The organism is Streptococcus pseudoporcinus LQ 940-04, assembly GCF_000188035.1.
Lineage (GTDB): Bacteria > Bacillota > Bacilli > Lactobacillales > Streptococcaceae > Streptococcus > Streptococcus pseudoporcinus.
In genome coordinates this window covers 82,176-99,616 of record NZ_AEUY02000005.1, presented here as the reverse complement: position 1 = coordinate 99,616, position 17,441 = coordinate 82,176, and the positions used below count along the sequence as shown (strand labels likewise).

At 37.1% G+C, this 17,441-nt stretch carries 13 protein-coding genes and 1 pseudogene; 13 read left to right on the top strand and 1 reads right to left on the bottom strand.

Annotated elements, in window-relative coordinates; translation table 11 throughout:
• Window positions 1-31 precede the first annotated feature (31 nt).
• The 3 genes from STRPS_RS01910 to STRPS_RS01900 are packed head-to-tail and all read left to right on the top strand — an operon-like array spanning window position 32 to window position 2,473.
• Window positions 32-529 carry a GAF domain-containing protein gene (locus STRPS_RS01910; RefSeq protein ID WP_007894791.1) on the top strand — a complete coding sequence of 166 codons (498 nt, stop codon included), beginning with the start codon at window positions 32-34 and terminating at the stop codon, window positions 527-529.
• Window positions 529-2,211: a DNA polymerase III subunit gamma/tau gene (gene dnaX / locus STRPS_RS01905; RefSeq protein WP_007894744.1), complete on the top strand. Its 1,683-nt coding sequence runs from the start codon at window positions 529-531 to the stop codon at window positions 2,209-2,211. The genes STRPS_RS01910 and dnaX overlap by 1 nt, the downstream gene beginning before the upstream one ends.
• Before the next feature lie 58 nt (window positions 2,212-2,269).
• Window positions 2,270-2,473, top strand: coding sequence for a DUF3272 family protein (locus STRPS_RS01900; RefSeq protein ID WP_007894838.1), 204 nt, complete (start codon window positions 2,270-2,272; stop codon window positions 2,471-2,473).
• On the opposite strand, the pseudogene birA reads toward STRPS_RS01900, so the two are convergent.
• Window positions 2,454-3,388 (bottom strand): annotated as a pseudogene (birA, locus tag STRPS_RS01895) (bifunctional biotin--[acetyl-CoA-carboxylase] ligase/biotin operon repressor BirA). The gene STRPS_RS01900 and the pseudogene birA sit on opposite strands and share 20 nt — an antisense overlap.
• Window positions 3,389-3,544: 156 nt before the next feature.
• On the opposite strand from birA, the gene STRPS_RS01890 reads away from it, so the two are divergent.
• The 10 genes from STRPS_RS01890 (at window position 3,545) to STRPS_RS01845 (ending at window position 17,416) form a co-directional block, all read left to right on the top strand.
• Complete coding sequence (locus tag STRPS_RS01890) at window positions 3,545-5,752, top strand: leucine-rich repeat domain-containing protein (protein WP_007894718.1); 2,208 nt, start codon at window positions 3,545-3,547, stop codon at window positions 5,750-5,752.
• Between the two features lie 211 nt (window positions 5,753-5,963).
• A complete protein-coding gene (gene metK, locus STRPS_RS01885) occupies window positions 5,964-7,151 on the top strand; it encodes a methionine adenosyltransferase (protein ID WP_007894629.1) in 1,188 nt (395 codons plus the stop codon).
• 179 nt (window positions 7,152-7,330) lie between these two features.
• Entirely contained in the window at window positions 7,331-8,590 is a 1,260-nt protein-coding gene (locus STRPS_RS01880; protein WP_007894762.1) for a UDP-N-acetylglucosamine 1-carboxyvinyltransferase, read from the top strand.
• Window positions 8,591-8,951: 361 nt separating this feature from the next.
• The gene (locus tag STRPS_RS01875) at window positions 8,952-10,496 is read left to right on the top strand and encodes an MFS transporter (RefSeq protein WP_007894723.1); all 1,545 of its coding nucleotides are present in this window, start codon (window positions 8,952-8,954) and stop codon (window positions 10,494-10,496) included.
• A gap of 66 nt (window positions 10,497-10,562) precedes the next feature.
• Window positions 10,563-11,588 (top strand): sugar kinase, encoded by a 1,026-nt coding sequence (locus tag STRPS_RS01870; RefSeq protein ID WP_007894683.1) that lies wholly within the window; start codon window positions 10,563-10,565, stop codon window positions 11,586-11,588.
• Window positions 11,589-11,599: 11 nt separating this feature from the next.
• Window positions 11,600-13,390 carry a beta-glucuronidase gene (gene uidA, locus STRPS_RS01865; RefSeq protein WP_007894844.1) on the top strand — a complete coding sequence of 597 codons (1,791 nt, stop codon included), beginning with the start codon at window positions 11,600-11,602 and terminating at the stop codon, window positions 13,388-13,390.
• A gap of 38 nt (window positions 13,391-13,428) precedes the next feature.
• The gene (locus STRPS_RS01860; protein ID WP_007894661.1) at window positions 13,429-14,148 is read left to right on the top strand and encodes a FadR/GntR family transcriptional regulator; all 720 of its coding nucleotides are present in this window, start codon (window positions 13,429-13,431) and stop codon (window positions 14,146-14,148) included.
• A 125-nt stretch (window positions 14,149-14,273) separates the two neighbouring features.
• Window positions 14,274-14,894, top strand: coding sequence for a bifunctional 4-hydroxy-2-oxoglutarate aldolase/2-dehydro-3-deoxy-phosphogluconate aldolase (locus STRPS_RS01855; RefSeq protein ID WP_007894662.1), 621 nt, complete (start codon window positions 14,274-14,276; stop codon window positions 14,892-14,894).
• Between the two features lie 10 nt (window positions 14,895-14,904).
• Window positions 14,905-16,305: a glucuronate isomerase gene (uxaC, locus tag STRPS_RS01850; protein WP_007894640.1), complete on the top strand. Its 1,401-nt coding sequence runs from the start codon at window positions 14,905-14,907 to the stop codon at window positions 16,303-16,305.
• A gap of 16 nt (window positions 16,306-16,321) precedes the next feature.
• Complete coding sequence (locus STRPS_RS01845; protein ID WP_007894802.1) at window positions 16,322-17,416, top strand: mannonate dehydratase; 1,095 nt, start codon at window positions 16,322-16,324, stop codon at window positions 17,414-17,416.
• The last annotated feature ends 25 nt before the right edge of the window (window positions 17,417-17,441 follow it).

Here is a 17,441-nt window from a genome sequence, read left to right as displayed (position 1 = left end):
AGAAAAAAACTTCTTGTGATATAATAGAATAATGAATATAAGGACAAAAGAAAAAAATTATCAACTCATGATTGCTCAGGCGCAGGCTTTATTTGCTAACGAAGATAATGCTTTAGCAAACCTAGCAAATGCTAGTGCTTTATTAATGTCCAGCTTGCCTCATTCCGTTTTTTCAGGTTTTTATTTATTTGATGGCAATGAACTCATTCTAGGCCCTTTTCAAGGGGGTGTTTCCTGTGTTCGGATTGCTCTGGGTAAAGGTGTTTGTGGTCAAGCTGCGCTAGAAGAAAAAACAATTATTGTAGCAGATGTCCTGCAACATGACAATTATATTTCCTGTGATTCCAAGGCGATGAGCGAGATTGTGGTGCCTATAATTAAAAATGGGCACTTATTAGGAGTCTTAGATTTGGACTCCTCGGTAGTGGGTGATTATGATCAGTTAGACCGTCTCTATCTGGAACAATTGGTTGCAATTTTGGTAGAAAATAGCTCTTTCAATTTTGAGATGTTTGGGGTGAAAAACTAATGTACCAAGCTTTGTATCGGAAATACCGGAGTCAAACCTTTGCTGAAATGGTTGGCCAAAAGGTGGTTTCGACAACTTTAAAACAAGCTGTTTCGTCTGGTAAGATCAGCCATGCTTATTTGTTTTCTGGACCGCGCGGAACGGGCAAGACAAGTGCCGCTAAAATTTTCGCAAAAGCGATGAACTGCCCAAATCAAGTTGATGGGGAACCTTGTAATCACTGTGATATCTGCCGTGATATTACCAACGGTAGCTTAGAAGATGTGATTGAGATTGATGCAGCTTCAAATAATGGCGTAGATGAGATTCGTGAGATTCGTGATAAATCAACTTATGCCCCTAGTCGAGCAACTTATAAAGTTTACATTATAGATGAAGTTCATATGTTATCAAGTGGCGCTTTTAATGCTCTCTTAAAAACTTTGGAAGAGCCTAGTCAAAATGTTGTCTTTATCTTAGCTACAACAGAGCTTCATAAAATTCCTGCTACGATTCTTTCAAGAGTTCAACGCTTTGAATTCAAGTCTATTAAACAGAATGACATTAGTAGCCACCTTGCCTGGATTTTAGAGACTGAAGAAATTCCTTATCAAGAGGCTGCCTTAGATTTAATTGCCCGAAGGGCAGAAGGGGGAATGAGAGATGCCTTATCAATACTGGATCAGGCATTGAGCTTATCCTCTGAAAACCAAGTTGATCTAGCTATTGCTGAGGAAATTACGGGGTCAATTAGTTTGGCCGCCCTAGACACCTATGTGCTCAACCTCAGTCATCACGATGCCCAAGCGGCGCTATCAGATTTGGCTACCATTTTTGATAATGGAAAAAGTATGAGCCGTTTTGCGACGGACTTGCTCACTTATTTGAGAGATTTATTAGTGGTCAAAGTAGGTGGTCAATCCTATTCACAATCTAAGCATTTTCAGGAGAATTTGCAGATTGAAACGGACACTATTTTTGCTATGATTGCAACTATTACTAAGTATTTGCCGGAAATCAAAAAAGGTAGTCATCCTCGGATTTATGCTGAAATGATGACCATCGCTTTGTCTAAGCCAAGTGATGCAACTACTTTGGGAATGTCAGAAGAAGTTGTGACTGATTTGGAAAACTTAAGGGCTGAAGTGGCCTTGCTAAAAGAAAGTCTAGCATCTTTAGAATCACAGACTTCGCAAACACAAGTAAATACAGCTGTTGCTAGTAACGTTAATTATTCTCGGAAAACTTTTACCTATAAAGTTGATCGTCAGAAAATTTTGACTATCATGGAAGAGACTGTGCAAGAGCGTGAAAAATCAAGACAATACCTAGACTCCTTAAAATCGGTTTGGAATGAAATCTTGGATAGTATTTCTCCTCAAGATAGAGCTTTGCTTTTAGGTTCAGAGCCAGTTCTCGCTAATAGTGAAAATGCTATTTTAGCCTTTGAGGCAGCCTTTAACGCAGAACAAGCTATGAATCGTCAAGATTTAAATGATATATTTGGGAATATTATGAGTAAGGCTGCTGGCTTTTCACCAAATATCCTTGCAGTACCGAGGGCTGATTTTAATCACATTAGGTCGGAGTTTGCTAAGCAAATGAAGACCCAATCACAGGAGCCAGTAGAAGAAAAAAGATCCAATGAGATTCCAGAGGAGTTTGGTTTCTTAAAGGACAAAATAAAAACATCAGAGGATTAGTGCTCACTAAAAAAGAAAATTCTTGGCAGAATTTTCTTTTTATTGATAGAATAGCAATATGACAATTAGACAATTTATCATTATGGCCATTATTTGTGCCTTTGAAACTTATTTTTTTAATGAAGCAATTTTTTCAGGTCACTTATTATTTGCTGGCTTCTGGGGTTTTTTGTTGCTAAGAGATTTACGAAAAGCTCATGCCATCAATAAATTTGCTAAGAGCCTATTAGAAGCAACTCGATCTACCAAGAAGAAAGACTAATTTCGCCACTTCTTAAGATTTGCTCTTGGCCATCAGCTAGTTGGACGACAAGGTGACCTTGATCTGTAATGTCAATAGCGCGTGCAGTTACTAGCTGTTCTTTTTCTAAAAAAGAAACCTCTCGGTCTATAACTAACGACTTTTCTTTGTAAACCTTTAGATGATCTTTAACAGGAATATTAAAGAATAGATCCCATATTTCGATGATTAATTGGTTGCGATTAATAGAGGCATTTCCCTGGAAAAGGGATCCTGCCTTAGAGCTGATTTCATCAGGAAAGCTTGGAATATCGAAATTTAAACCTAGGCCAATAATAACATCTGTAATTAAGCCTGTTTCAACAGAAGTAATAGCTTCGGTGATGATACCGGCTATTTTTTTTGTCCCAGGTAGATATCGTTAACCCATTTAATCTGGGTTTCAATACCTGTTAAACGAGAAATGGCTTTAACAATACTTGAAGCAACCATCAGTGTGTAGGGGTTGAGTTGTGCATAGGTCGCATTTGGTTTCAAATGAAGAGACATATAGATACCACCTGTATTAGATGTGAAAAAATCACGATTCATTCGACCCTTAGCTTTTTTCTGATTGGTTGCTAGAAATAAATGGGGAGTCTGCCCATTAGCTGTAATACTATCTTTAGCATCTTTCTGGGTTGAGATACTATTTGCTGTTAAGGTTACTGGAAAGCCTATAGCTTGACTGATTTGATTAGGCAAAAGCAAGTCGCCCCTTAGCAGCTTATAGCCTTTAACTTTCGATTTCTCAATAACTAATCCTTGATTTTCCAAAGATTTAATCGCTTTCCAGATAGAAGTTCTAGATAAATTCATTTTATCTGCCAACACTTCACCGCTAACAAATTGATTAGATTCATTTAGAAGAGTGTATATTTTTTCAGATGTTTTCATAGCTATAGTATAGCTTATTTTTTGTTCTTTTTAAAGCTGAAGCTGAGAAAAGCTAATTTATTTAATTAAGTAAATATTATAATAAAATAAATAAAGGATTGCAAAAAGAAACTTTTTTGATATAATTAACTAGTTAACTAAAATTTTGGAGGAAAAATGAAAAAACGTACCTATTTATTTATAGTGGGACTGACATTATCATGTGGTACTGCTATCGCCATTAATTTATCACAGTCTAAAGAATCACCAAAAACAATGTCTGGAAGTCAGAAAATCAGCACTGAAGTTAAAAAGAATTCAAAAATAGCTTCTTCTCAAAAAAAGAAGGGAATAGCAGGTGTTGATTATCCTACCAGCGATGGTTTTAAATTAGATGCTCATTCAAAGATTCTATCTCGGACGGATTCAGGAATTGTAGTAGAACATGGCAATCACTCTCATTTTATATTTTATAAAGATTTACAAGGAACTGCCTTTGCCTATTTGATACCTGCAGGTGCAAGTCTAAACAAGCCATCCTCATTGGAGATGAAATCTTCTGATTTTGGTGCAGGTCACCATTATGTCTTTGATCCTAAGGATATTGTTGCAGAAGATGCTAATGGCTATACCGTAAGGCATGATGATCATTTTCATTATATTTTAAAATCTAGTTTAGGGCTTGCTCCTGCTACACCTAATCATCCAATTCATCATCAGACTTTTCATCGTGATACCCATTATGTGCCTCAAAATAGAGGGATTTCCGGTTTAGACTATGCTACCTCGGATGGCTTTAAATTTGATGGAACTGGTATTGTTGGAAGGACCAAGGATAGTATTTTAGTCAATCATAATGGCCATTTGCATCCGATTTCTTTTGAGGATCTACGGAAATCAGGCTGGGCAGCTGTTGCAGATAAATTTGAAAATAAAGCGGATAAAAAGGAACACAATACTGTTGATAAAAAAGAAGATGATTTTCAGCTTAAGTTAGATTACTTGGCAAAAGCGTTGAACCTTCCCTCAACTGCTATTGAACGAATTGAAACAGAAGATGGTCGGATTGGACTTAAATACCCCCATCATGACCATAGTCATGTCTTGATGTTAGAGGATATTGAAATAGGCAAGCCTATTCCTGATCCCCATGAACTTGAGCATGCAAGAGAATTAGAGAAACACAAAATAGGTATGCAGACCTTGAAAAAGATGGGCTTTGATGATGATGTCATTCTTGACATTGTTAGAACCCATCAAGCAGAAACCCCATTTCCATCTAATGAGACCAATCCGGAGTTAATGAAGAAATGGTTAGCTACAGTTAGCAAATTAGACCTGGGTAGTCGTCAGAATCCTTTGAAACGGTTTGGTTTGGCCCTTCTTCCCAATTTAGAAACCTTAGGTATTGGCTTTACACCAATTGATGATATGAAGCCAGTCCTTCAATTTAAAAAATTGAAACGCTTATTAATGACAGCAACAGGGGTTCAGAACTATGACTTCTTACAGTATATGCCAGAGCTTGAAGCTATTGATATCTCACAAAATCAGATAAGTGATTTAAGCTTTTTGAAACCTTATAAAAACTTGAATTTAATTGCAGCAGCAGATAATAATATCAAATCATTGGAACCCTTAGCAGAACTTCCCAATTTAAAATTTTTAGTATTGAGTAATAATGCTATTCAAGATCTGAAGCCCTTACAAGGTTTGGAAAAATTGCAAGAAATTCATATTGAAAATAATAAAATTAGCGACTTGAGTTCATTAGCTGGGAAGAAAGATTTAAAAGTTTTGAATCTTTCAGAAAATAGTAATGTGGATTTATCAACTTTAAACCTTCCGAATTTGGAGACTCTGACAGTTAACAATACTGGTCTGAAACATCTAACATTCTTGGGGAAAAATCTGTCACTTTCAGAATTAACTGCAGCAAAAAACCAAATTGAAAATTTAGCGGGAATCGAGTTAGCTAAAAAACTTCATTTCCTTGATGTTCAAGGAAATAAAATTAGCAGTCTAAAAATTCCTGGGAAACAGGAATCTTTAAAATTTATAAATGTTTCTGACAATAAATTACAAAACCTAGAGGGAATAAATGATTATCAATCACTGGAAACCCTGCGTGCAGCTTCTAATGATATTAACACCTTAAACTTATCTGAGCCAAATCAACAGGTTAATAGTTTAGACGTCAGCCATAATCACATACCTAAAGAAGAGTTGACTTTAAATGAAAAAGGAATTCCGGTCGGAGTAGCTCAACATTTTAAAGCTGTTACAGAAGGTTCTATTGAAGGAAATCAACCGGTTAATGAAGCTCCTAAATTAGCAGAGAAGAGTGTTGACGATAAAGAGGATAGTAAAGAAGTGACTGACTAATCTTCCTTGTCTTTCCATGTTTTCTCAAAGGCAATCTATTAATAATCTCAAAAAAAATGATATAATAGATAAGTTAATGAGTCCCGAAAAGGCAGAAAAGATTATTTTTCTGGTTCTTTGTAACTTTTTAACCACATCGGTCTAAAAGACTGATAAAATTGCAAGAATTAAGCTTGCAAGTGTTTAAACTTATTAAAAGGGGGACATTTATATGTCAGAACGTAAACTTTTCACGTCTGAGTCAGTTTCGGAGGGACATCCAGATAAGATTGCAGACCAAATTTCAGATGCTATTTTAGATGCGATCCTTACCGAAGATCCAGAAGCCCATGTAGCTGCTGAGACAGTTGTATATACTGGATCTGTCCATGTTTTTGGGGAAATCTCGACATCAGCTTATGTTGATATTAATCGTGTAGTCCGTGATACTATTGCAGAAATTGGTTACACTGAGGCAGCGTATGGTTTTTCTGCGAATTCTGTAGGCGTACACCCGTCTTTAGTTGAGCAATCAGCTGATATCGCGCAAGGGGTTAATGAAGCTCTAGAAGTCCGTGAAGGCGCTGCTGACGAATTGAATGCTATAGGCGCTGGTGATCAGGGGCTAATGTTTGGCTTTGCGATTGATGAAACGCCTGAATTAATGCCTCTACCTATATCTCTATCACACAAGCTGGTTAAAAAATTAGCTGATTTGCGAAAAGCTGGTACTATTTCTTATTTGAGGCCGGATGCCAAATCTCAAGTGACAGTTGAGTATGATGAGGCAGATCAACCGATTAGAGTTGATACTGTTGTTATCTCGACCCAACATGATCCTGAAGTTAGCAATGAACGCATTCGACAAGATGTGATTAATCAGGTTATTAAAGCAGTTATACCTGCTAATTTACTAGATAGCCAGACACGCTATTTTATCAATCCGACAGGACGATTCGTTATTGGCGGACCTCAAGGAGACTCTGGCCTAACGGGGCGGAAAATCATTGTTGATACCTATGGAGGATATTCACGTCATGGTGGAGGTGCCTTCTCTGGTAAAGATGCTACTAAGGTGGATCGCTCAGCTTCCTATGCGGCTCGCTATATTGCTAAAAATATTGTTGCAGCTGGACTAGCTAGAAAAGCTGAAGTGCAGTTGGCTTATGCAATTGGGGTTGCCCAGCCGGTTTCTGTTAGAATTGATACTTTTGGGACAGCGACTGTATCAGAGAGTCGTATTGAAGCAGCAGTCAGACAATTATTTGATTTACGTCCTGCTGGAATTATCCAGATGCTTGATTTAAAGCGGCCTATTTACAAACAAACGGCTGCTTATGGGCATATGGGAAGAACAGATATTGAGCTTCCTTGGGAAAAAACAGATAAAGTTGATGCTTTGAAGGAACTCTTAAGTTAAAATTTCCTTATACTTTTAACTTTTGTAAGAAGATAGGTGAGTAATCATCTATCTTTTTTTGAATTTTTAATGGATATCTTCTGAATACTGTAAAGTCAGTCTGATCATTCATTTGTATTGCATATTAAATTATGATAAAATAAAAAGGTTGAATTCTAGTTTAAGAAAGATCTGAAAGTATGCGAAAAATTATTATTAATGGTGGTAAGCCTTTATCGGGACAAGTAGCTGTTTCTGGTGCAAAAAATAGTGTGGTAGCTTTAATTCCTGCTATTATTTTAGCTAATGAAAAGGTGACTTTAGATGGTGTTCCTAATATCAGTGATGTTGATAGTCTGGTTGATATTATGGAAATTATGGGGGCTCGGTGTCACTATCAGGATGAAACTCTTACGATTGATCCTAGCCAGGTTAAAAGTATTGCTATGCCTTATGGGAAAATCAACAGTTTAAGGGCTTCTTATTATTTTTATGGTAGTTTATTAGGCCGTTTTGGAAAAGCTACTGTTGGTCTGCCAGGAGGTTGCGATTTAGGGCCAAGACCGATTGATTTGCATTTAAAAGCTTTTGAAGCGATGGGGGCGGAGGTCTCCTTTGAAGGTGAATATATGCATTTAGAGGCTAAAGATGGACGGCTGCACGGTGCTCATATTTATATGGATACCGTTAGTGTGGGGGCAACCATTAATACAATGTTAGCTGCGACTCGTGCAATGGGGAAAACAGTGATTGAGAATGCCGCTAGAGAGCCTGAAATTATTGATATTGCAACCTTGTTAAACAACATGGGAGCACATATTCGAGGTGCTGGTACGGATATGATTACGATTGAAGGTGTTGAAGCGCTTCATGGTACAAATCACCAAGTTATTCCGGATAGAATTGAAGCAGGTACCTATATTGCCATGGCAGCAGCTATTGGTGAAGGGATTAAAATCACAAATGTTTTATATGAACATTTAGAAAGTTTTATTGCTAAGCTGGAAGAAATGGGTGTTCGTATGACAGTTGAAGAAGATGCTATCTTTGTTGAAAAACAGGAGAATCTTAAAGCTGTGAATGTGAAGACGTCGCCTTATCCTGGCTTTGCTACAGATTTACAACAACCGATGACACCTCTGCTTTTGTCTGCACATGGTCGGGGTACTATTATTGATACCATCTATGAAAAACGTGTCAATCATGTTCCTGAAATAGCTCGTATGGGTGCTAATATTTCAATATTAGGTGGTCAAATTGTGTTTCAAGGGCCAAATCAATTGACCGGAGCTCAAGTTAAGGCAACCGATTTAAGAGCTGGAGCTGCTTTAGTAACAGCAGGTTTAATGGCTGAAGGCCGCACGGAAATTCATAATATTGAATTTATTCTCCGTGGTTATGCTAAAATTATTGAAAAATTAAAAGCGCTTGGTGCGGATATTGAGTTAATTGAAGAATAGATAAATGAAGCTTGTTTAATGGATGCTAGTTTAGCATTATGAACAAGCTTTTTAGCTTCTAGAGAGGATTATAAGTCTTTTTAGGCTTTTACTTTTAGAATTTGTTTGAAATAATCTGTCTTGTTTTGAGAAGTCAATAACACATTTGACTTCTTTTTTAATGTAATAATCACTTTTAAGTTATCAGATGAATTAAACTAAATAAATGCATATTATAAGTATTATATCTAATAAAATAAAAAAATAGGGGAAATAATATAAAAATTCTAAATTTATATTGACAATACATCAGATGAATAGTATTATAAGGTGGTAAATAAAAACGCTTCCAAAAGTGGTGGTGAAAAAGGAGGTTTCTCTGATGGAGAAAACAATTGAATACAGGGAAGAAGTGGTAAGTTATAATCGAGCAAAAGTTTGGGAATTAGTTCTTTTTGCTCTTAATAATGCATCCACAAATATTTATCTGTTTACATTTATGTTTGTGACTTACTTTTCAACGGGGATTTTAGGTCTAGCAGCTATTTTTGTTAGTCAAATTATGGGTTACATTCGTATATTTGATGGCTTTATTGACCCTGCTATCGGTATTGTTATTGATAAAACGGAAACAAAATTTGGTAAGTACCGTCCTATTTTAATTTTAGGAAATATAATTACCGCCTTATCTTTACTTTTACTATTAGCATTAAGTAATGTCGATCAATCCATCCGCTTCCCATTATTTGTCATTGTTTTAATTATTCATAAAATTGGTTACTCTATGCAACAAACCATTACTAAAGCAGGACAAACAGCCCTCACTAACGATCCAAAGCAACGCCCAATCTTTAATATCGTAGATGCTGTTATGACAACCTCGCTAATGACAGGTGGACAGTTTGTTGTTTCGTCATTCTTAGTACCAAAATTTGGTAATTTCACTCCTCAATTCTTCAATGCCCTTATTTATGGCACTATTATTATTTCCGCAGTATTGGCTACCCTCGCAGTTATCGGTATTTGGTCAAAAGACCGCAAAGAATTTTTTGGACTTGGGGAAAATACACAGAAAACGCAATTAAAGGATTACTGGAAAGTCATTAAAGGGAATAAACCGTTACAGGTTCTCTCTTTAGCTGCCGCTTTGGTAAAATTCACTGTTCAATTCTTTGGTGATTCTGTCGTTATGGTAATGCTATATGGTATTCTTTTTGGTAATTATGCCTTATCAGGACACTTTTCATTGCTCTTTGTTATTCCAGGAGTGCTCCTCAATATCGTGATTTCAAACATTGCTCGTAAAAAAGGCTTACGATTCTCTTATGTTAGATCATTGCAATTAGCCCTAATCTCTCTTCTTGCATTTGGTGTGGTGCTCTACTTTGGTAAGCAAGGGTCTTTAAGTTTAACAAATATTAATCTCTATACAATCTGTTTTATAATCACTTATATGTGTGCTCGTTACATTAGCCAAGCGCCAGCAGGGCTTGTTTTAACTATGGGTGCTGATATCTCTGACTATGAAACCTCTGAATCAGGACGCTATGTTTCTGGTATGATAGGAACAATTTTCTCATTAACAGATTCTATCGCATCCTCTTTTGCTCCAATGGTGGTTGGTGCGATTTTAGCAACAATTGGCTTTTCTAAGGCTTATCCAACGATGGAAACACCTTTGACACCTGAGTTGAAAATGGCTACAATTATCTTATTAGTAGGTATTCCATTTATCTCTTTATTAGTAGCTTTAGTATTGATGAAATTCTATAAACTTGATAAAGAAGAAATGGTTCGTATTCAAGAAAAAATTCAAATCATGAAATCAGCTTCAAGTGATGAACGTGTTAAAGCCATTGCTAAAAACGTTCCATTAACTGATATGGATTATGTCGATGTGACTCAATATCCTATTAATAAAGATTAGTTTACTGGAACAGCTGTACCAATGGTACCGCTGTTTCCTTTTTTGAAGAATAGTTAGGGAGTTTTTATGGCAAAAGTACTTTCTTTGGGTGAGATTCTTCTGAGATTAAGTCCACCACAATATCAAACCTTAACCCAAGCTAACCAGCTGGATTGTCAGTTTGGAGGTTCAGAATTAAACGTCTTAGCAACGCTTGCACAATTAGGTCATAATGTTTCTTTAATTTCAGCTATCCCTGACAATGATCTGGGACGTATGACAGAACAATTTTTGTTTTCAAAACAAATTGGACAAGAATTTATGATAAAAAAGGGTGACCGACTTGGCTTGTATTTCTACCAAAAAGGGTTTTCAATCAGATCTAGTAGGGTAACTTATGATCGTAAATATTCTGCTTTTTGGGAAAGTCGTTTGGCAGATTTTGATTTTGAAGCTGTTTTTGACGGAGTGGATTGGTTTCATGTGTCGGGGATTACACCTGCTCTAACAGAAGAATTATATGCTATTACTGAATTTTTGATGAAAAAAGCACAATCTCTAGGGGTAAAAATCTCATTTGATTTAAATTTTAGAGCTAGCTTATGGGACTCTTTTCAACAAGCACGTCAAAAACTATCATCACTTTTACGCTTGGCTAATATTTGTGTTGGTATTGAACCAATTGTTCTAGAAGGTGAAAGTAAAGATTTGAAAGACGAATTAGGTCTGGCAAGACCGTATTGTGATGAAAAGCTCTTATTCCATATTGTGGAAGAAATTAGGAATCAATATCAATTAGAATCAGTAGCCTTTACTCAGAGAGAAAGTACACATACTAATGAATACCAATTAAAAGCATTTCTCTTTCAAGATGGAAAATTATATAAAACTGAGAAAACAGGTATTCAAGTGTTGGATCGTGTGGGGACTGGTGATGCTTTTACTGCGGGATTAATACATGGTTTATTGAGTGATAGTCAACCACAATTAGTCCTTGAAACGGCTATGGCTTGTTTTAAATTTAAACATACGATTGAAGGCGATATTAATATCGTTACCAACCACGATATTGAACAATTATTATATTCAGATTCGCATGAAATAAAAAGATAAGGAGAAAAAGGATGTTATATCCATTATTGACAAAGACAAGAAGGGTTTACGATTTAAGTGGGGTTTGGAACTTTACTTTAGGAGATCATGATCCACAAAGGCTATTAAGCTCAGAGGAACTAATGGTTGTCCCTAGTTCTTTTAATGATGTTATTGTTGATAAAGACAAACGAAACTACATTGGGGACTTTTGGTATGAGCGCTTGGTCGATCTTCCGTCTGTATCAGATACTGAAGAATTAGTCATTCGCTTTGGTTCAGTTACCCATCAGGCTAAAGTTTATGTTAATGGAACGTTTCTAGGAGAGCACAGGGGAGGATTTACGCCTTTTGAAATTGTTATTCCGGATAGTTTTTATCAAGCAGGTCACATCAAACTTTCGGTTTGTGTTAATAATTGTTTAGACAAGACCACGCTACCTGTTGGTAATTACTCAGAAGAAGTTAATGAAGATGGTTCGGTTAAAAAAATAGTTAAGGAAAATTTTGACTTTTTTAACTATGCAGGTATTCATAGACCAGTGAAATTAATTGTTCGACCTAAAAATCATATTTCTGATATTGCCATTAAGTCTGTTCTTTCAGATGATTTAAAATCTGCGGATATAGAAATTGCTTTTACTACCAGTAAATCTATTGATTCTTATAAAATTACCATCTTGGATGAGGATAAACATATCCTTACGGAAACATCAATGAATCATATTCATTTGGAGCAGGTTCGCTTGTGGGAGGTTTTAGACGCTTATCTTTATACAGCGCGTATTGAAACCTTTTGCCATGGTCTGCTAGTTGATGTCTTTGAAGAAAGGTTTGGCCTGCGTAAGGTTGAGGTGAAAGAGGCGCAATTTTTAATTAATAATAAACCTGTCTATTTTAAAGGGTTTGGAAAGCATGAAGATACTTTTATTAATGGGCGTGGCCTTAATGAGGCTGCTAATTTAATGGACTTAAATCTCTTAAAAGAGATCGGAGCTAATTCTTTCAGAACGTCACACTATCCCTATTCTGAGGAGATGATGAGATTGGCAGATAGAATGGGCATTTTAGTTATTAATGAAGTACCTGCTGTAGGCTTATTCCACAACTTTATGGCTTCCCTTGACTTAGATGATAAAGATAATGGAACTTGGAATGTCATGAAGACTAAAGAAGCGCATGAGCAAGCTATTCGAGAGCTAGTTAAACGCGACAAAAATCACCCTTCCGTAGTCATGTGGGTTGTGGCAAATGAACCTGCTAGTCATGAAGAAGGTGCTCACGATTATTTCGAGCCTTTAGTTCAGTTATATAGAGAATTAGACCCAGAAAAACGGCCAGTAACTTTGGTTAACATTATGATGGCTACTCCTGATAAAGATCAGGTTATGGATTTGGTTGATGTTATCTGCCTAAATCGCTATTATGCCTGGTATGTTGACCATGGAGATTTGAAAAAAGGGGAGGATGGACTACGCAAGGAATTGCTTGCTTGGCAAGAAAAGTTCCCTAAAAAACCAATTATCATGACAGAATACGGAGCAGATACACTGCCAGGATTACATTCTTCTTGGGATATTCCTTATACAGAAGAGTTTCAATCGGCTTTTTATGAGATGTCCCATAGGGTTTTTGACAGCCTACCGAACTTAGTTGGGGAGCAAGTATGGAATTTTGCTGATTTTGAAACTAACTTGATGCTTTTACGTGTTCAGGGGAATCATAAGGGGCTTTTTTCAAGGAATCGTCAGCCTAAACAAGTTGTCAGAGATTTTAAAGAACGCTGGAGAGCCATCCCTAATTACCATTACAAAAAGAAATAGTGTACAATAGAGATAGATAAATGGGAAGAGGTGATCAAATGGCTAGGCCCTTAGTAGAACAAGCAGCTGAGCGCTTATTGCATTTAATATTAGAACGTGAGTACCCTATCGGGGCTAAGCTTCCAAATGAGTATGAACTAGCGCAAGATCTTGATGTCGGAAGAAGCACGGTACGTGAAGCTGTTCGGAGCCTTGCTGCTCGAAATATTTTGGAAGTTAGGCAGGGGTCGGGTACTTATATTAGTTCCAAGAAAGGTGTTGCAGAGGATCCTTTTGGCTTCGCCTTTGTTAAGGATCGTGTGAAATTAACAACCGATTTATTTGAGTTGCGCTATCTGCTAGAACCCCGAATTGCAGAAAGAGCAGCCCAATTTGCTAGTGATGAGGATATCAAACGCTTAGAAGAAGTTGTTTATGCCATTGAAGAAGCATTGGAGGCAAACGATCCCATCCATCTTGAATTAGATGTCAAGTTTCATAGTATGATTGCAGATATGAGTGGTAATATTGCTGTTTCCAGTTTAATTCCAGTCATTAACCAATCTATTCAAATCATCAATGAAGACTATACAAATCGTCAGATGAAAAAAACAAGTATTGAAGCGCACCGAAACATTTTAAAAGCCATTCAATCAAGGCATCCTATTGCTGCCTACGATGGTATGATGTCTCATATTCTTACAGTAAGACAGTCAGTTTTGAATGATTGGTTTGATAAGAAAATCGATATCCAAGGATTACCCTCCTCTAAAAAGTGATAAAACACGAAAAGAAGATTAGTTGATCTGATCTTTTTTTCGTTTTTTAATGTAAAATTCTTGACAATTCATCTGATGACTTCTATAATGTATTTATGGTAACGATTACAAAATAGGAGGCTGAAATGTTAGACATCTTAAAAAATAATTTTTTCTTTGCCGTAGTTCGCGGTAAGGATCAAGCTGATGCAATCACTATTTCTCGATACGCTATTAAAGGTGGTATTCGTAATATTGAAATAACTTTCTCAACACCTAATGCAGCTCAGGTGATTACAGATTTGTCTGAGGAATTTAAGGATTGTAAAGATGTTGTCATTGGAGCTGGAACAGTAATGACAACTGACTTGGCCAAGGAAGCTATTGATGCTGGGGCGCGTTTTCTGGTTAGTCCTCACTTTGATGCAGCTATTGCAAGCTTAGCAGTTGATAAGAATGTCTATTACTTTCCGGGGTGTGCTACCGCAACAGAGGTGGTAACAGCTATGAGAGCTCAATGCCCTATTATTAAATTATTCCCTGGCGGTATTTTAGGTCCAGGCTTTATAAAAGATATCCATGGTCCAATACCAGAAGTTGAACTCATGCCATCAGGTGGCGTGGCTATAGAGAATGTTGCTGAATGGAAAAAAGCTGGAGCCGTCGCAGTTGGAATCGGATCAGCATTATCAAAGAATGTAGCAAGTCAAGGCTACCAAAGCGTCACAGAAATTGCTAAGGCATTTGTTTCAGCTCTTAAGGAATAAGGAGAAATGTATGGTTTTTAACGATGATAAGTTTATGCTGAAAAATGAAGCAGCCGAAAAGCTTTATAGTCAGATTAAGGATCAACCAATCTTTGATTATCATTGTCATTTAGATCCGAAAGAAATTTTCGAGGATAAAGTTTATGATAATATTGTTGATTTATGGCTGGGCGGCGACCATTACAAGTGGCGACTCATGCGAGCAAATGGTGTTTCAGAAGAGGACATTACAGGCTCTGCTAGCAAATTAGCTAAATTTAAAGCCTTTGCAAGAACGATCGAAAGAGCTTACGGAAACCCCGTTTATCACTGGTCAGCAATGGAATTGAAAAACATCTTTGGTATCAGTGAACCATTGACACAAGCCAATGCCGAACAGATGTATCATCAACTGAATGAGTATTTAGTAAGGCATCAGATCAGCCCAAGAAAATTAATTGCTGATAGTAAGGTAACTTTTATTGGAACAACAGATAATCCTCTAGATGATTTGGAATGGCATCAAAAATTAGCTGATGATGAGACCTTCTCAACTGTGGTTGCTCCAACCTTTAGACCAGATCAAGCATTTATTGAGCACGGGCAATTTTCAAGCTTTGTTGAAGACTTAGGTCAATTAACAGGCAAAACAATTACAGATTTCCAAACATTCGTTAGTGCTTTGGAAGATCGTGTTGCTTATTTTGCAGACCACGGTTGTAAAGCGAGTGATATCAGTTTTACAGAAATTGTCTTCGAAAGTGCTGAAGAGTCTGAACTTGACTGTCTGCTCCAAAAAGGTATCCAAAACCAACAAGTAAGCCAACATGCTATTCGTCAATGGCAAACAGCTGTTTTTTCAGAGTTATGTCGACTTTATAAAGCTTATGGCTTTGTTACTCAAGTTCATTTTGGAGCTCTTCGTAATAATCATTCTGTCCTCTATCATAAACTTGGTGCTGATATTGGAATAGATTCTATGGGTGATCAAACTGCGTTGGCAGTTAATATGAATCGTCTTTTAGATCATTTGAGTGTAACTGATCGTTTACCAAAAATGATTTGGTATAACTTAAATCCAAGTTATAACATTACAGTAGCTAATACACTTGCTAATTTCCAGGCTAATGAAGCTGGGATCAAATCCTACCTTCAGTTTGGTGCGGGCTGGTGGTTTGCTGATACCAAGCTTGGTATGATTAGTCAAATGGATGCTTTGGCAGAGCAAGGAATGTTAGCTAATTTTGTTGGTATGTTAACGGATTCGCGTAGCTTCTTATCATATCAACGTCATGATTATTTCAGACGGATACTTGCAAGCTACATTGGCCAATGGATCAGCCAAGGCGAGGTTCCAGAGGATTATGAAGCACTTGGTCAGATGGTTCAGGATATTGCTTATAACAATGCGCAAGCTTACTTTAAGAACTAAGAAATAGGGGAAAACAATGAAAATGTCATTTAGATGGTACGGGAAAAATGATCCTGTATCGCTTCAAGAAATCAAAGCTATTCCAGGAATGCAAGGAATTGTAACGGCTGTTTATGATGTACCGGTTGGTCAGGCTTGGCCCTTGGAAAATATTCTTGAGCTAAAGAAAATGGTAGAGGATGCAGGTCTTGAGATCACGGTTATTGAGTCTATTCCTGTCCATGAAGATATTAAACAGGGGAAAGCTAACCGAGATGAATTGATTGAGAATTATAAGACGTCAATTAAAAATGTGGGAAAAGCTGGAATTCCAGTTGTTTGTTATAATTTTATGCCAGTCTTTGATTGGACACGTTCAGACCTTAATCATCCTCTTCCAGACGGTTCAACCTCATTGGCTTTTCTGAAATCAGATTTGGAAGGTGTGGATCCGGTGGCTGATGATTTAAATTTACCGGGATGGGATTCCTCTTATTCAAAAGAAGAAATGAAGGCTATTATTGAAAATTACCGTCATAATATTTCAGAAGAAGACCTGTGGGCTAATTTGGAATACTTTATCAAAGCTATTATGCCGACGGCTGAAGCTGCTGGTGTTAAAATGGCCATCCACCCTGATGATCCTCCATATGGTATTTTTGGGCTTCCTCGTATCATTACAGGGCAAGCGGCTATTGAACGTTTCCTTGATATTTATGATTCAGAGAATAATGGTATTACTATGTGTGTGGGTTCTTACGCGTCAGATCCTAAAAATGCCGTCATTGCCATGACTGAGTACGCCTTAAAACGTAACCGTATCAACTTTATGCATACGCGCAATGTGACTGCTGGTGATTGGGGCTTCCAAGAAACAGCTCATTTGTCTCAAGCTGGAGATATTGATATGAACGCTATTGTTAAACTCTTAGTTAATTATGATTGGCAGGGAGCACTTCGTCCAGATCATGGTCGTCGCATTTGGGGAGATCAAACCAAAACACCGGGTTACGGACTTTTTGATCGTGCCCTTGGAGCAACTTACTTTAATGGTTTGTATGAGGCAAATATGAGAGCTGAAGGGAAAATGCCCGATTTTGGAATAAGAGACAAAACAGTGGGTCATAACTAAGCGTGTTTAATTGGCAAGAGTCAGG

Excerpts from the sequence above, each read along its gene's own strand:
- metK (WP_007894629.1), top strand. The coding sequence starts at position 5,964 with ATGTCAGAACGTAAACTTTTCACGTCTGAGTCAGTTTCGGAGGGACAT.
- STRPS_RS01855 (WP_007894662.1), top strand. The coding sequence starts at position 14,274 with ATGTTAGACATCTTAAAAAATAATTTTTTCTTTGCCGTAGTTCGCGGT.
- STRPS_RS01880 (WP_007894762.1), top strand. The coding sequence starts at position 7,331 with ATGCGAAAAATTATTATTAATGGTGGTAAGCCTTTATCGGGACAAGTA.
- STRPS_RS01860 (WP_007894661.1), top strand. The coding sequence starts at position 13,429 with ATGGCTAGGCCCTTAGTAGAACAAGCAGCTGAGCGCTTATTGCATTTA.
- STRPS_RS01900 (WP_007894838.1), top strand. The coding sequence starts at position 2,270 with ATGACAATTAGACAATTTATCATTATGGCCATTATTTGTGCCTTTGAA.
- STRPS_RS01845 (WP_007894802.1), top strand. The coding sequence starts at position 16,322 with ATGAAAATGTCATTTAGATGGTACGGGAAAAATGATCCTGTATCGCTT.
- STRPS_RS01870 (WP_007894683.1), top strand. The coding sequence starts at position 10,563 with ATGGCAAAAGTACTTTCTTTGGGTGAGATTCTTCTGAGATTAAGTCCA.
- uxaC (WP_007894640.1), top strand. The coding sequence starts at position 14,905 with ATGGTTTTTAACGATGATAAGTTTATGCTGAAAAATGAAGCAGCCGAA.
- STRPS_RS01910 (WP_007894791.1), top strand. The coding sequence starts at position 32 with ATGAATATAAGGACAAAAGAAAAAAATTATCAACTCATGATTGCTCAG.
- uidA (WP_007894844.1), top strand. The coding sequence starts at position 11,600 with ATGTTATATCCATTATTGACAAAGACAAGAAGGGTTTACGATTTAAGT.
- dnaX (WP_007894744.1), top strand. The coding sequence starts at position 529 with ATGTACCAAGCTTTGTATCGGAAATACCGGAGTCAAACCTTTGCTGAA.
- STRPS_RS01875 (WP_007894723.1), top strand. The coding sequence starts at position 8,952 with ATGGAGAAAACAATTGAATACAGGGAAGAAGTGGTAAGTTATAATCGA.
- STRPS_RS01890 (WP_007894718.1), top strand. The coding sequence starts at position 3,545 with ATGAAAAAACGTACCTATTTATTTATAGTGGGACTGACATTATCATGT.